The organism is Pseudomonas sp. A25(2017), from assembly GCF_002001065.1.
In the GTDB taxonomy this organism is placed as follows: domain Bacteria; phylum Pseudomonadota; class Gammaproteobacteria; order Pseudomonadales; family Pseudomonadaceae; genus Aquipseudomonas; species Aquipseudomonas kilonensis.
The window spans coordinates 1-13,097 of record NZ_MUOA01000029.1 but is presented as its reverse complement, the minus strand read 5'-3'; the positions used below and the strand labels follow the sequence as shown (position 1 = coordinate 13,097).

Sequence of the window (13,097 nt, the reverse complement as noted above, 5' to 3'; positions counted from 1 at the left end):
ACGGTTGCGCGCCACGCTCGACCAGCAATTGGACCTGCTGCTGCATCTTCCCAACCTGGGCCGCATCAAGGTATCCGCCCAGCCGCCGGGCGGATACCTTGATGCGGCCCAGGTTGGGAAGATGCAGCAGCAGGTCCAATTGCTGGTCGAGCGTGGCGCGCAACCGTGGCGTGAGCTGGTCGACAAACGCCTCCTCTTCGCCGCTCGAAAGATTCACCAGGCCCGACAGCGAACCGGTGCCGGCGCTGTCATCCTGCGCGCCGCCCCGTGGCGCATCGACCCACTGGCGGAACCAGTAACCGTCACTGCTTCCTGCCGTCATGTCCGGGTCGCGCCCGGTGGCAGGGGCGGACTCACGTGCCGCCGGACGACTTGCCCGGCTCACCTGGGCAGGCGGTTGCTCATACGCTCGAGGCGGTTGCCGAAGGGGGGCCGCCGAGGGGTTGCTGTGCGATGTCGGCCCACCGCGCACGCTGCGTTCATTCATCGCTGGGGGTCTCCACCAGGTACTCCATCATTGCGCTGAGCTTTTCCAGATCTCGCCGGCGCCCTTGTAGCCGCTGCTGGGCAGCAGCGGTGTGCTGTGCCTGTTGCGCCTGTTCATCGTCCAGTGCCTGCACTGCCCGCGCTTGCTCGGCCAGCTCGCCGATCAAACGACGTTCCTGGGTACTCCAGGCATTCAGTTCGCACACGCTCAAGGCCCGGCCACGGTGCTCGCCGTACAACGCCTCGCGCTGCACCGCCTGCTGCTCACGAGTCGCCTGCATCTGCGCCCGCGCGGCGGCAACCGCGGCTTCGCGCTCACGCAAAAGCTCGCGCTGCTGGCGCCACGCCCGCTCGGCTTGCGCTTCGCGGTGGCGGCGTATCGGCGCCAGGGCGTCCAGATCAACCCGGGACATAGGCGGTCAACTGCTGCAGGTGGGCGAGCGTGGACGCAAACGGCTCCGGCTCACGCAGGTCCTGGCGCAGAAAGGCGTCCAGGGCGCCACGCGACTCCACCGCCAGGTCGGTCAAGGGGTCGGCGCCGGCCTGGTATTCGCCCAGGCGCAACATCAGTTCGATTTGCTCATAGGCCGAGAGCAATCGACGCAGATTGATGCCCGCCCGCAGGTGCTCCGCCTCGGCCACGTTGGCCAAGGTTCGCGACAGGCTGGCCAGCACATCGATTGCCGGGTAGTGGCCGCGCTCCGCGAGCTTGCGTGACAGCACGATGTGACCGTCGAGCAGCGAACGCACTTCATCCGCCACGGGATCGTTCATGGAGTCCTGCTCGATGAGCACCGTATAAAACGCGGTGATAGCGCCCTCGTTGGTCAGGCCGGCCCGCTCGACGAGACGCGGCAGCAAGCCGTAGACCGACGGCGGCAGGCCACCGCGCCCCAACGGCTCGCCGGCGGCCAGGCCGATCTCACGCTGGGCCCGGGCGAAGCGGGTCAGCGAATCGATGAGCAACAGCACGCGTTGGCCCCGGGCACGAAAACCCTCGGCCAGTGCCGTCGCGGTGAACGCCGCACGGGCGCGTTCCATGCTGGAGCGGTCGGAGGTGGCGCACACCAGCACCGCACGGGCCCGCAGTTCATCATCCAGCTCATGGTCGAGGAATTCGCGCAGTTCGCGCCCACGCTCGCCGATCAGGCCGAACACGATGACATCGCAGTCAACGTTCCGGGCAATCTCCGCCAGCAACGTGGTCTTACCGCAACCGGCGCCGGCGAACAGCCCCACACGCTGGCCTTCGCCGAGCGTCAGCGGGCCGTCGATGGCCCGTACGCCGGTCATCAAGGGCCGTTGGATACGCGGTCGTGCGGTGGGTGCAGGCGCCTCGCCAATCACCTCCGAGGCGTGCAGCACATGCGGGCCGGCGAACGCCCCCGTCCCGCCGTCCAACAGGGGCCGGCCGAAGCCATCCAGCACCTGACCCAGCAGCTCCGGTCCCACGCACACCCGATGCGGCATGCCCAGCGGCTCCACCGCCGCACCGACCCGGATCCCCTCCAGGCCGCCCAGGGCACTGAGCAGGGCATCGTGCTGGTCGAAGCCGACAATCTCGGCGAGCAGCGGCTCGCGGGCGTCGCGCTCGACCCGGCAGAGGTCGCCGATCTGCGCCCCCGGCAGTCGGCACTGCAGCAAGATGCCGCTGACCCGCTGCACCCGTCCGCGCACCATGACCGGCGCGAAGCGACGCAAGTGCGCCAATTGCCCGGCCTCCCAGGCCTCCAGTCGCGCGATGGCCGCCTGCGTCATCACCAAGTGACCTCGTAGCGTTGGTCGCCCTCGAAGGTGACTTTGCCGCTATCGATGGCGGTCAAGCGCAGGCCATCGATCTGGTCGCCCAGGAACAACCGACGTCCATCGGCGGTGACCACGTGGCCATGCTTACCGCCCACGATCTGGGCGATCTGAAACGGCAGCTTCGTCAGCCGTTCGTTGACGTTGGCGGTGATCCCGATCGGCGTTTCGTAGCGGTCGTGGAAGCGCTCGATCAACCGTTCGACCATCGCCAGGCGTTGGCGCGGCAACTCGCCCACCAGGACCAGCCGGTCGCCCTGGCTCTCGACCCGCACACCGGCGCCCAGATCACGTTCCTGCAACATGCGATCAAGCTCCAGGCGGACCGCCTCGACATTGTCCAAGGCCACCTTGCTCTGCTTGAGCTGCTGGGCCGGGCTGCGTGCCACGGGCTGCGTCGGCTGGCTGGTAAAGGCCCAGGCGCTGGAGGCAACGGTGATCACCGCAGCGGCAATGGCCAGGCGCTTGGGCCAGGACGGCCGCATGGCGGGTTTCGGGGTTTCCCGGTCCGACGCCAGATGCGCGGCATCATCCAGTGCCGCCTCTTCGGGCCAGGGTTGATCAGCCGGGGACAAGCATAGCCAAACGCCTGCCACGGCAAACGGGGCATTGCTCTGCAAGGGCTCGGCCGCAGCCCAAGGCTGGCCTTGTCCATCGCAAACCGTGCCCTCCAGCCGTTCCAGCAGCCACTGACCCTGCACCTGCCGCAGGCCCACGTGACGCCCACAGATGCCCGGATCGTAAAGCGCCAGGTCGGCCTCCTCCGCCGCCCCGACCACCCATTGCTCGCCAATCAGCGGCAACGCCGCACCTCGGTGCAGACCACTCAAGACTCGCAGTTCGAACATGGTCAATTCCTCAAGGGGCGACAGATGCTCGCCCACGACCCGGTTGTACGACGGGGCACCGGCGGCCCCCGTCCTCTGTCACAGCCAGGCCATCGAACGCACCTGGATTTGCATCGTTACGTGGAGGCACCGCGGCTGGCGTGCCAAGACAAGCCCGTCACGCAGCATCCTCCATCCGTAGTTTTTCCTGCTCGAGGTCAAAGCGCCCCAGCACGGTGACCTGGGCGTTGCTGTGCAACTCGCTGAAGGCGAGCACGGGCACGTGATTGAATTCATCGCGCAACAAATCGCGCAGCGGTGCCCGCAGGTCTTGCGCCACCAACAGCACGGCCACGCGCTTGGCGCGCAACGGGAAGCCTTCGCGCAACTGCATCACCAAGGCACGGGTGTGCAGGCTTTCCAGGGCAAAAAAGGTTTCCGTCTGGGTCTGGCGCAGCGCATCGCGCAACAGGCCTTCGGTTTCCGGCGTCAACAGCCACACGTGCAGGCCGTCTTCGTCGCGGTACTGGTGATAGATCTGCGACTTCAGGGCGATGCGCGCGTAGTCGGTCAGCGCACCGACGTCACGCTCGTGCTGCCCATGTTCGATCAAGGACTCGGCGATCAGCCGCACCGCGCGCAGCGGCACACCTTCGCCGGCCAGACGCTGGAGCACGGCGGCGAAACGGGCCAAGGGCATGGTCCGCTGCAGCTCTTGCACCAGCTCTGGCTGGCCCGCTTCGAGCCAACTGAGAATCGACTTGCTCTCCTGAAGCCCCAAGAATTGCGGGCCCGTGGCAAACATCGCGCGGCTCATCCGCTCCACCAGCAACTCGGCGGCCGACACCGCCTCCACGCGTTCGTCCGCCAGCAGCGGATCGTCGGGCGTCAGCCAGAGCCACTGCTGCTCGTCACGCACCTCGCTGCCGACCTGCCCGTCGCGCGGTTCCAACGGCAGCGGCCCGCGAGCCACCGCCACGCGCTCTCCGAAAGTGGCCCGCAACATCGGCACCTCGTGCACGCAGAAGCGGAACTCGTCGTCCTCCAGCAACGCGCTGTATTCGATCTCGAAAGGCGGCAAGGTCAGGCCAAAGCCGGCCACCAGCGCGTTACGCTTCTTGCGGATCGCCTGGATGACTTCCTCGGCGGCAGCGTTACCTTCCATGGCTTTGGAAAACTGCAAAAGAAAGGCACGGGTCGGGTCGAAGCTGCGCAGGTCTTCAGCGCCGTTCTGTGCAGGGGCCACGACCTCCGCTGGCTGGTCACCCTGGCGTGCCTGCCGGGCGCGCGAGTAGAGCTGAACGATGCCGGCGGTGCCGGTGATCAAGGCGATGACGATGAACACCAGCGTGGGCATGCCGGGCAAGGCCGCGAAGCCGAGCATGCCCACCGAAGCGATCACCCAGGCCTTGGGTTCGGCGGTCAACTGCTGGGCGATTTCCTTGCCGACGCTACTGCCCGCCGGCTGCCCTTCCGGCGACACCCGGGTGATGATCATGCCCGCGGTGAGGGAAATCAGCAGTGCCGGAATCTGCGCGATCAGACCGTCACCGATGGTCAACACGGCATACAAATGCATCGATTCAGACGCGCCCATGTCGTGCTGCATCATGCCGACCGTAAAGCCACCGATGAGGTTGATCACCACGATCACCAAACCCGCGATGGCATCGCCCTTGACGAATTTCATCGCCCCGTCCATCGCACCGAACAGCTGGCTTTCCTTGTTCAACTCCTCGCGACGCCGCCGGGCTTCACTGACATCGATCAGGTTCGCGCGCAGGTCGCTGTCGATGGACATCTGCTTGCCCGGCAGCGCATCCAGGGTGAACCGCGCCGCCACTTCGGCGACCCGCTCCGAGCCCTTGGTGATCACCAGAAAGTTGACCACCGTCAGAATGAGAAAGATGACCAAGCCGACTGCAAGGTTGCCTCCGACCACGAAATTACCGAACGCCTGGACGATATGACCGGCGTCGCCCTGGAGCAGGATCAATCGGGTAGTTGCCACCGACAACGCCAGCCGGAACAGCGTGGTCAGCAGCAGCACCGCGGGAAACGAGGAAAACGCCAACGGCCGTGGCAGGTACAGCGAGATCACGATCAGCAGGCAGGAGATACAGATGTTGATCGCGATCAGCGCATCGACCACCGAGGTCGGTAAGGGCAGGATCAGCATGAACACGATGCCGAGCACCACGAACGCCGCAACCACCTCGATGCGTCGCACCGCTTCATTGGCGACTTTGTTCAACAGGGCGATCATGAGCGCGCTCCAATCACCGGGGCGGCGGTCTGGCTTCGGGGCTCGCCACGGGAGCGCTCATCGAGCAGCACCAACAGGTTCTTCAGCGCGGTCTGTCGGCTTTTGCTATCCCGCCAGAGGGGCAGCGGCAAACGCTTGAGCAAGGGGTACAGGCCGTTCAGGGAGACCAGTTGGTCGCGCTCCTCTTCTCCACCCAATTCACGCCCGATGCGCCGTACTTCCGCCGCCGACAGGCCACTGCTGACAAACCCCAGCATGCGCTGGAGCAACAGCACTGCCGTGAGCTGGCTGGCCGGGCAACTGTAGGCCAGTTGCTCGAGCAAACGGCGGCAGCTGTGCAGGACACTGCCCAGCTGCGTCGAGGCGGCCAGGCCGATCAACAACGTGCGCAACAGGGCGGTAGGACGTGACGGTGTGTGGGCGGCGATGTCGTCAGCCAGTGCTCGGCGCATCATGTCCAGCCCCGGCACGAATGCCGCCTCGCCGAACAGGCCAAGCAACGCCTGCATCATGGTGGGCAACGATTGCTTGAGCACCACAGTGTCGTAGTAGAGCCGCCGTACTGCCTGGCGCAGTTCGGGATCGCCGCCCGCAGCGCGCAAGGCCTCGGCGATGTTCATGCCCGCCTGGATCTGCGCGCCATAACGCTCGCGCAATAGCTGCAGGTAGTCGCGAGCGCGCTGGGCTTCAACGAGACGACCTTGCACTTCGGCCTCGCGCAACGCTTGCTGCAGGATCAGGTCGGTACGGGCCGGGTCACCACCGGTGGACTGCACCACCTCTTCAAGCACCGGCTCGCCACACAACAACAAACCCGCCTGGGCGGCCATTGCCCCCAGGCTCTGCTTGCCTGGGTGGCCAAGTTGGTCGTACCACTCCTCCAACTGCTCGCGCGTCTCGACGCGCATCTGGCCCACCTCGCTGCGGGCATTGCGGATGCGCCGCTGGCTCAGCGCCTTGGTATTGCGCTCCACATGATGGCTGAAGGTCATGCCGACCTCCTCCATCGAATTGGACTGCACGGCCTGAAACGATTCGACAGGCCTGCCCATGCCCACAACGGCCGAAGCGGCCTGGGCAAGGTTGACGGCAATATGCGCATTTGTCGGGGCTTCTACTTTCATGATGGCCATGAGCGTGGTTTCGGACGCTCAGTGGGTGGCGGCGATCCAGCATTCAGTTCCATCCGCGGTCGTGGCCTTTTCTGACCAGTTAGGGAGGGTTTCCTGCCCGAGCGTTCGCTCGGTGCAATTTCATGCAGTGGAGTTTGGGACGGTTGTGCATGCTCTTGCACAAATAGAGCAAAAACACTAAACAAAAACCATTATTTATCAAGTAGATAAATCATTAAACCGGCTTGGCACAGGTCCTGCTGACAGGGGAAACGTCGACATTTTTTATCGACGCTATGGAACCTACTCAGAGGGATTTATTGATGAACAGCCTGAATCTCATGGCCCCCCCGAAAACCTCCCCGGCACCCGCAGGTGCGCCAGGCATCTGCTTCGGCGAGGCGCGCAAACTGCGTCTGTTTGTGCAAAAACGTGTACTCAATCAAGACGACGCCGACGACATCATCCAGCTCACGTACCTGGAAGCCTGGCGCAACCAGCAGAAGTTCAAAGGGCTGGCAAAGCAGGACACTTGGTTGTGCGGTATCGCCCTCAACCTGATCCGCAACCATTTCCGCCGCTTCTACGCGCAGCCACCGCTGAGCACTTTCGATGAAAGCGAGTTCAACGAGTCCAGTGACGACATTGACCTGAGTGAACTGTGCGACAACCGTCGGCTGTTGGACCGTACGCTGATAGCCATGGACGCGCTGCCCAAGGACATGCGCGACACCCTGTGGACCGCCGTGGACACCGAGAGCAGCTACCGCGATGCCGCCGAACGTCTGGGTGTCCCCATTGGCACCGTGCGCTCAAGGTTGTTTCGCGCGCGTGAACAACTCAAACGAAGCGTCTATGGAGAAGCCCGGCCATGACCAATAATCGTTTGAACAGTCGGCCCGACCTGCCTCGCGGCGTGCGCCGCTACACCCCCGACGACTTGCCGGTGATGACAGATATCTTCAACGAAAGCGCTCTGGGAGGTACCAGCTCCCCCGTGCTCAGAGCGTTTTCCCTGAAGGAAATGACGTTTTTCGTCGACTGTTTCGTCAACGAGGGTGATCCGATCTACGTGCTCGAACGCGCAGGTGAAGTCATCGCCTGGTTGATCGTCAACCGCTTCTGTTGGGGCGCCCAGGCCTGCCGATTGACCGGCGAAGTGTCGATCTACGTGCGCGGCGACCACATCGGCAGCGGTGTCGGCATCCGCCTTGGCCAAGCCGCGGTGGTGTTGGCCAGGCAGTATGGTTTCGAGACGCTGGTGGCCTGGATCATCGAGCACAACGAGGCCAGTAAACGCGGCGTACAAGGGCTTGGCGCGACCCAATGGGGACGCTTTCCAGGGATTGCCCGGTTCGCTGATAACCGTGCGGACGTCGTGCTCTACGGACTGCACCTGACGCCAGGCGACACGGCATCCACCACCCTTTCAGCGCCAGCGCAAAACGAGGAGGCCAGCCTGGCGTGAGTCCACGGCTCGTCCGGCTGGATAGTCGGGCGAGCCGCCTCTTTCTCAGGCATGGGCCTGCGCTCATTCGAGCCGATGCCATTTTTTGCACAACCCAGTGACTCCCACTGGAGGCGCTGTATAAGAGCTGTGTAGGAGCTGTCGAGTGCAACGAGGCTGCGATCTTTCCCCAGACACTTGAATCTCAAGCGAAAGATCAAAAGATCAAAAGATCGCAGGCTTCGCCAGCTCCTACAGAACCCAGCGCGAGCTTGCTCGTTCTCATCAATCCACCGACCAGCGCACCGGCAACGCCTCCGGCCCCCTGAAGTTGGGTACATAACGCCAGCGTACGGCGCCGGGATCGACCGCCAATTGCAGCCCAGGGCAGCATCGAAGAAGTGTATTCAGTGCAATTTCCAACTCCTGCCGGGCCAACGAGGCGCCCAGGCAATAGTGCGTGCCTTTGCCAAACGACATGTGCGGGCAGGCCGGGCGGGTGATGTCGAGCGTGTCAGGATTTGCACACAGCGCTTCGTCACGATTGGCCGAGCCTACCACCGCGATCAGCAGTTGCCCGCGCAGCAAGCGTTGCCCGGCCAGTTCGGTGTCCCGGGTGACGAAGCGGACCATGGCCCGCTCCACCGAGGAGTCATAGCGCAGAAACTCCTCGACCGCGCCAGGCATCAATGCCGGCTCGTCACGCAATCGCGCCAGCGCCTTCGGGTGCTGCACGAGCATGTGCACCGCATTGCCGATCATCGACGCCGAGGTTTCGTGTCCGGCGATGATCAGCAGCGCGATCATGCTGCACAGCTCACTTTGGCTGAGCATGCTGCCCTCTTCCTCGACCTGCGCCAGCGCCGAAACCAGGTCATCGCCCGGCTGTGCTCGACGCTGGTCGATCAACGCGAGCATGTAGCCCGCGAATTCGTTGTAGCAATGCCGCAACTCACTCAGGTCGTGCCCCACCTGCTGGACGATCATGTGGGACCAACGACGAAAATCGTCACGGTCGTGCGCGGGGACGCCAAGCAGCTCGGCGATGACGGTGATCGATAAAGGGAATGCATATTGGCTCACCACGTCCATTTTCCCGCTAGACCGCACGGGCTCCAGCAACGTCTCGGCGATCTGTTCGATACGCGGCCGCAGGGTGTTCACCGCCTTCAACGTGAAGGCCTTGTTGACCAGGCGACGCAAGCGGCGATGACTGTCGCCATCGCGGTTGAGCATGTGGTCGTTAAGAAACGCGATGGATTGCTCACCACCGAGCATCGCAGCGAACTGCGCATCGATCCGCGACGGGTCACGGGCGAAGCGCTCGTTGTCCAGCAGCACCTCCTCGACTTCCCGGGCACCGGTGACGTACCACATCGGTAACTGCCCTTCGGCCTGGCTGAAGAACACCGGGGACGCCTGGCGCAGCGCCGCATAATGCCGATAAGCCTCGCCGCGAAACGCGTCGCTATTCAAATCAAGGGTACGCTCGTAAGCCATGAACACTCTCCAGGGGCATCAATCATTGCTCCTGAGTGGCAGGGCGCGCCAAAAAAGATCCCTGTGGGGGCACAATGCTGTTCACTTAGAGCCCCAAAGCAAGAACAAAGGGCAGGTCGAGCTTCTAGGCATCTGCACCACCGCTATCGCGAGCACATCCAACATCACCGCAAACTGACACATCGCCTTCGCGAGCAAGCTTTGCTCCCACAGATCTGACGGGTGTACGACCGGGAGAGCCAGGTCGACTATTAGGCCGCCTCGCGGTGGACGTTGATCTCGAGCGCCCCGTTAACCACGATGGCCGAACGCAGGTATTGCGCAGTGGGCACCTCGGCATGGATGCCGAGGTAGCCGCGCTGGGCCATGGATGGCCCTTCGCGGCGGCCCACGGAGCAATGCCTGCGTTCGGGCATGCCGAGCCTAAGCGAGGCAGCGAGTGGTGGGGCAAGAGCGTTTTGCTTACTTTTGACTGGGCCGGCTTCCGGGCTTCTCAAAAGTGAGCCGCCGTAAGGGCGGAACCATAAGTCGCCGTTACCGGAGAAACGGATGTATATACACCTGAAACAGGCCTCGGAATGGAGACCAAATCTCCGATAAACGCTTAAGTGAACAGCATTACCTGTGAGAGCGAACTCGCTCCTACATGGGTCTGTAGTATGTGCCGGTGAACCGTTTGCACGGCCACGGTCACTCAAAGGGAAACACCAACCCTTGTGTGGAGCTGACATGACGCGTGCACCTGCTATCCATGGCCAATGCGACACCCGTTTCGAACCGGTCAAAGAGGCGTTTATCCGGCTGATGCAAAGCCCCTTCGAACGCGGCGCCGCCCTGTGCATCCAGATTGACGGCGAAACAGTCATCGACCTGTGGGCCGGCACTGCCGGGCCGGAGCCGGACAACCATTGGCAGCGCGACACGCTGCTCAATCTGTTTTCCTGCACCAAGCCCTTCACGGCGGTGGCGATCATGCAGCTGGTCGGCGAAGGACGCCTGGAGCTGGACGCGCCGGTCTGCCGCTACTGGCCCGAATTCGCCAACGCCGGCAAAGCGTCGATCACCCTGCGCCAGGTGCTTTGCCACCGTGCCGGGCTGCCAGCGCTGCGCACGCCCCTGGCACCGGAAACCCTCTACGACTGGCACACCATGACCGACCTGATCGCCGAGGAAACTCCCTGGGCCGCAGCCGGAGAACAGCAGACCTATTCGCCCTTGCTGTTCGGCTGGATCCTCGGCGAACTGCTACGCCGGGTGGATGGCCTGACGCCGGCGCAAAGCATCCATCAGCGGGTCGCGGTGCCGCTCGGGCTGGACTTCCACCTCGGCCTGGACGACGCGACCATCGCGCGCTGCGCCTACATGGCACGCACCAAAGACGAGATCGACGATGAGGCCTTTGGGCGAGTACTGACGGACGTGCTCAACGAGCCGACCGCCATGAGCACACTGGCCTTCGCCAACCCACCCATGGTGCTGGGACGCAGTAACGAGGCGGGCTGGAAACGCATGACCCAACCGGCGGCCAACGGACATGGCAATGCCCGCAGCCTGGCGGCGTTCTACGCCGGTCTGCTCGACGGGCAACTGCTGGAGTCGCCGCTGCTCAACGAAATGTTGCGCGAGCACAGCGCCGAATACGACCCGACCATCCAGACCCCCACGCGCTTCGGCCTGGGTATCATGCTCAACCAGCCGGACGTGGCGAACGGCAGTTATGGCATGGGCAACGAGGCGTTCGGCCACATGGGCGCCGGTGGCACCATCGGGTTTGCCGACCCTGAGCGCGGCGTGGCGTTCGGCTTCGCCTGCAACACCATTGGCTCCTACGTCTTGATGGACCCACGTGCACGCGGCCTGGCCAATGTCGCGATGGGCTGCCTGTAGGCCCTGGATAATCGGCTCACACCCCTGGCGGCACGACCACCTCTGCCACCTGCGGCTCGGCCACGCCGGTATCGGGTGAGGCAACCACTTGTTCTTCGCTACCGGCCACGCGGGGCAGCGCCGCCTTGGCGATCATGTCCGGTTGGGCCTGCAACCTGCGCGACGCTTCCATGGGCATCAGCAAGCGCCCCCTGGCCCGGCCGCGCGCGGCAGGGTTGAGCATGCGCAACTCTCGCTCATGCACACCGGACAACAGCGCCAGGTGCGCCAGGTCCACGGGCTGCGCCAAGGCGACCATCTGGAAGTACGGCTGGTCGGCGATGGGCGCCAGGCTCACGCCATAGTCGGCGGGCGCATTCACCAGTTGCGACAGCGCCAGCAGTCGCGGCACATAGTTCTGGGTTTCACCGGGCAACGACAGGTTCCAATAATTGGTTGCCAGGCCGCGGGCGCGATTGCGCGTGATAGCGTCGCGCACCCGCCCTTCCCCGGCGTTGTAGGCGGCCAGCGCCAGTAGCCAGTCGCCGTCGAAGTAATCGTGCAAGTAGGACAAATAATCCAGGGCGGCCCGCGTCGATGACGGAATGTCCCGGCGCTCGTCATAGTCGCCTCCCTGCTGCAATTGGTAGCGGCGTCCCGTGGCGGGAATGAATTGCCAGAGGCCCAGGGCCTGGGCCGGCGATTGGGCGTTCGGATTGAACCCGCTCTCGATGGCCGGCAACAGCGCCAGTTCCAGCGGCATGTTGCGTTTGTTCAGTTCGCCCACGATGAAGTGCAAGTAGCGACTACCGGCGCGTCCGGTCTGGGTGAGAAACGCCGGGCGATCCATCAGCCAGCGGCGTTGCTCATCGATGCGCGCCACCCCCTGGGTCTTGGCCTGCAAGGAAAACCCCTGGCGCATGCGCGTCCACAGGCTGCCGCCGCTTTGCGGGGATGACTCGCCGATCTGGATGATCGTGTCCGTAGGCGCCGGCTCAAGCCAGCGCAGTTGCGAGCGGTAAGGCTCGTTGGCGGAAGGATCGCCAATGGTCAGCTGCGGTTCGAGGTGCTGGCAACCATACAGCAAGGTCGCCACGGCCAGCATGGACAACCCTTTGGGGACGATTCGAAGGGCCGGCAAAGGTGCAAGTGATCGGGACATGGGCGGTCAACCTTGAGTGAGGTGGCGCCATTGGGTGGCAGATCACAGGGCTGCGGTTCCACGCAGTTCGCCCGGCGCGTCGGCATCGGCCCGCAGCGGCGGTCGGTTGGAACCGAAATGCCGCAGGTGTCACTCACCATGGGCAGCAGGCGCTCGTCGGCGCCTGGATGACAATGCGAGGTCACTCATGGCGTCACCCATCTATTGCAAGCTGATCGATCAGCTCTGCGAACTTACAATGATTCCTACCCCGGCAGCGTTCTACGAGCAGGCGAACCTGTCGGTCAAGGATGTCGACTTTTCCCTGAAGCACACCCCTGGTGTGGGTGAGGGAGACGTCTTTATCTACTGCAGCTTCGGGCCATTGCCGGTGGCGAATCGGGAAGCGGTCCTGCAACGGCTACTGGAAACCAACCTGTACCTGCTGAGCGGCGCGTTCTGCCCTTCCCTGTCTTACAACCGCGACAGCGAACAGGTGATCCTGATCGGCCACGTCCCCCTGGAAACCCTCACGGCCGAGCGCCTGCTCGGGCTGATGGGCGGTGCCGCCGACATGGCGTTGATTTGGCGCGATGGCTACTTCTTCGACGGCGCCAGCCCAAACGACACCGCCAAGCCCACCCAGCAC

13 protein-coding genes are annotated in these 13,097 nt (G+C 63.9%); 4 read left to right on the top strand and 9 right to left on the bottom strand.

Features of this window, described 5'->3' with window-relative positions; translation table 11 throughout:
* The 6 genes from B0E42_RS31370 to B0E42_RS01360 all read right to left on the bottom strand — a co-directional run.
* A partial coding sequence (locus B0E42_RS31370) for a hypothetical protein (protein ID WP_256578261.1) occupies nt 1-487 on the bottom strand: 487 nt, incomplete at its 3' end.
* Nucleotides 480-899, bottom strand: a complete 420-nt coding sequence (locus B0E42_RS01380) for a YscO family type III secretion system apparatus protein (protein ID WP_053190039.1) — start codon at nt 897-899, stop codon at nt 480-482. The genes B0E42_RS01380 and B0E42_RS31370, both read right to left, overlap by 8 nt.
* Nucleotides 886-2,244, bottom strand: coding sequence for a FliI/YscN family ATPase (locus B0E42_RS01375; RefSeq protein ID WP_053182823.1), 1,359 nt, complete (start codon nt 2,242-2,244; stop codon nt 886-888). Before B0E42_RS01375 ends, B0E42_RS01380 begins: the two co-directional genes overlap by 14 nt.
* Nucleotides 2,244-3,137: an FHA domain-containing protein gene (locus B0E42_RS01370; protein WP_077505364.1), complete on the bottom strand. Its 894-nt coding sequence runs from the start codon at nt 3,135-3,137 to the stop codon at nt 2,244-2,246. Before B0E42_RS01370 ends, B0E42_RS01375 begins: the two co-directional genes overlap by 1 nt.
* Nucleotides 3,138-3,294: 157 nt before the next feature.
* A complete protein-coding gene (gene sctV / locus B0E42_RS01365; RefSeq protein ID WP_053182830.1) occupies nt 3,295-5,382 on the bottom strand; it encodes a type III secretion system export apparatus subunit SctV in 2,088 nt (695 codons plus the stop codon).
* Nucleotides 5,379-6,515, bottom strand: a complete 1,137-nt coding sequence (locus B0E42_RS01360; protein ID WP_018604067.1) for a TyeA family type III secretion system gatekeeper subunit — start codon at nt 6,513-6,515, stop codon at nt 5,379-5,381. Before B0E42_RS01360 ends, sctV begins: the two co-directional genes overlap by 4 nt.
* A gap of 302 nt (nt 6,516-6,817) precedes the next feature.
* On the opposite strand from B0E42_RS01360, the gene B0E42_RS01355 reads away from it, so the two are divergent.
* Both B0E42_RS01355 and B0E42_RS01350 read left to right on the top strand, forming a co-directional pair.
* Nucleotides 6,818-7,369, top strand: coding sequence for an RNA polymerase sigma factor (locus B0E42_RS01355; RefSeq protein WP_018604068.1), 552 nt, complete (start codon nt 6,818-6,820; stop codon nt 7,367-7,369).
* Nucleotides 7,366-7,962 (top strand): GNAT family N-acetyltransferase, encoded by a 597-nt coding sequence (locus B0E42_RS01350; protein ID WP_053182833.1) that lies wholly within the window; start codon nt 7,366-7,368, stop codon nt 7,960-7,962. Before B0E42_RS01355 ends, B0E42_RS01350 begins: the two co-directional genes overlap by 4 nt.
* Nucleotides 7,963-8,226: 264 nt before the next feature.
* Here B0E42_RS01350 and B0E42_RS01345 read toward each other — a convergent pair whose 3' ends face one another.
* Complete coding sequence (locus B0E42_RS01345; RefSeq protein ID WP_053182837.1) at nt 8,227-9,441, bottom strand: cytochrome P450; 1,215 nt, start codon at nt 9,439-9,441, stop codon at nt 8,227-8,229.
* A 251-nt stretch (nt 9,442-9,692) separates the two neighbouring features.
* Complete coding sequence (locus B0E42_RS31010) at nt 9,693-9,857, bottom strand: hypothetical protein (RefSeq protein ID WP_156331409.1); 165 nt, start codon at nt 9,855-9,857, stop codon at nt 9,693-9,695.
* Between the two features lie 313 nt (nt 9,858-10,170).
* Here B0E42_RS31010 and B0E42_RS01340 point away from each other — a divergent pair, with 313 nt between their 5' ends.
* Nucleotides 10,171-11,328, top strand: a complete 1,158-nt coding sequence (locus B0E42_RS01340) for a serine hydrolase domain-containing protein (RefSeq protein WP_053182841.1) — start codon at nt 10,171-10,173, stop codon at nt 11,326-11,328.
* Nucleotides 11,329-11,344: 16 nt separating this feature from the next.
* Here the strand turns inward: B0E42_RS01340 and B0E42_RS01335 are convergent, their stop codons facing one another.
* Nucleotides 11,345-12,469 (bottom strand): transglycosylase SLT domain-containing protein, encoded by a 1,125-nt coding sequence (locus B0E42_RS01335; RefSeq protein WP_082308779.1) that lies wholly within the window; start codon nt 12,467-12,469, stop codon nt 11,345-11,347.
* Between the two features lie 187 nt (nt 12,470-12,656).
* On the opposite strand from B0E42_RS01335, the gene B0E42_RS01330 reads away from it, so the two are divergent.
* Nucleotides 12,657-13,097 (top strand): CesT family type III secretion system chaperone (locus B0E42_RS01330; RefSeq protein ID WP_077505362.1); only part of this gene is annotated, 441 nt, incomplete at its 3' end.

Coding starts and splice junctions, on each gene's coding strand:
- B0E42_RS01380 (WP_053190039.1), bottom strand. CDS start 899: ATGTCCCGGGTTGATCTGGACGCCCTGGCGCCGATACGCCGCCACCGC.
- B0E42_RS01375 (WP_053182823.1), bottom strand. CDS start 2,244: ATGACGCAGGCGGCCATCGCGCGACTGGAGGCCTGGGAGGCCGGGCAA.
- B0E42_RS01370 (WP_077505364.1), bottom strand. CDS start 3,137: ATGTTCGAACTGCGAGTCTTGAGTGGTCTGCACCGAGGTGCGGCGTTG.
- sctV (WP_053182830.1), bottom strand. CDS start 5,382: ATGATCGCCCTGTTGAACAAAGTCGCCAATGAAGCGGTGCGACGCATC.
- B0E42_RS01360 (WP_018604067.1), bottom strand. CDS start 6,515: ATGGCCATCATGAAAGTAGAAGCCCCGACAAATGCGCATATTGCCGTC.
- B0E42_RS01355 (WP_018604068.1), top strand. CDS start 6,818: ATGAACAGCCTGAATCTCATGGCCCCCCCGAAAACCTCCCCGGCACCC.
- B0E42_RS01350 (WP_053182833.1), top strand. CDS start 7,366: ATGACCAATAATCGTTTGAACAGTCGGCCCGACCTGCCTCGCGGCGTG.
- B0E42_RS01345 (WP_053182837.1), bottom strand. CDS start 9,441: ATGGCTTACGAGCGTACCCTTGATTTGAATAGCGACGCGTTTCGCGGC.
- B0E42_RS31010 (WP_156331409.1), bottom strand. CDS start 9,857: ATGCCCGAACGCAGGCATTGCTCCGTGGGCCGCCGCGAAGGGCCATCC.
- B0E42_RS01340 (WP_053182841.1), top strand. CDS start 10,171: ATGACGCGTGCACCTGCTATCCATGGCCAATGCGACACCCGTTTCGAA.
- B0E42_RS01335 (WP_082308779.1), bottom strand. CDS start 12,469: ATGTCCCGATCACTTGCACCTTTGCCGGCCCTTCGAATCGTCCCCAAA.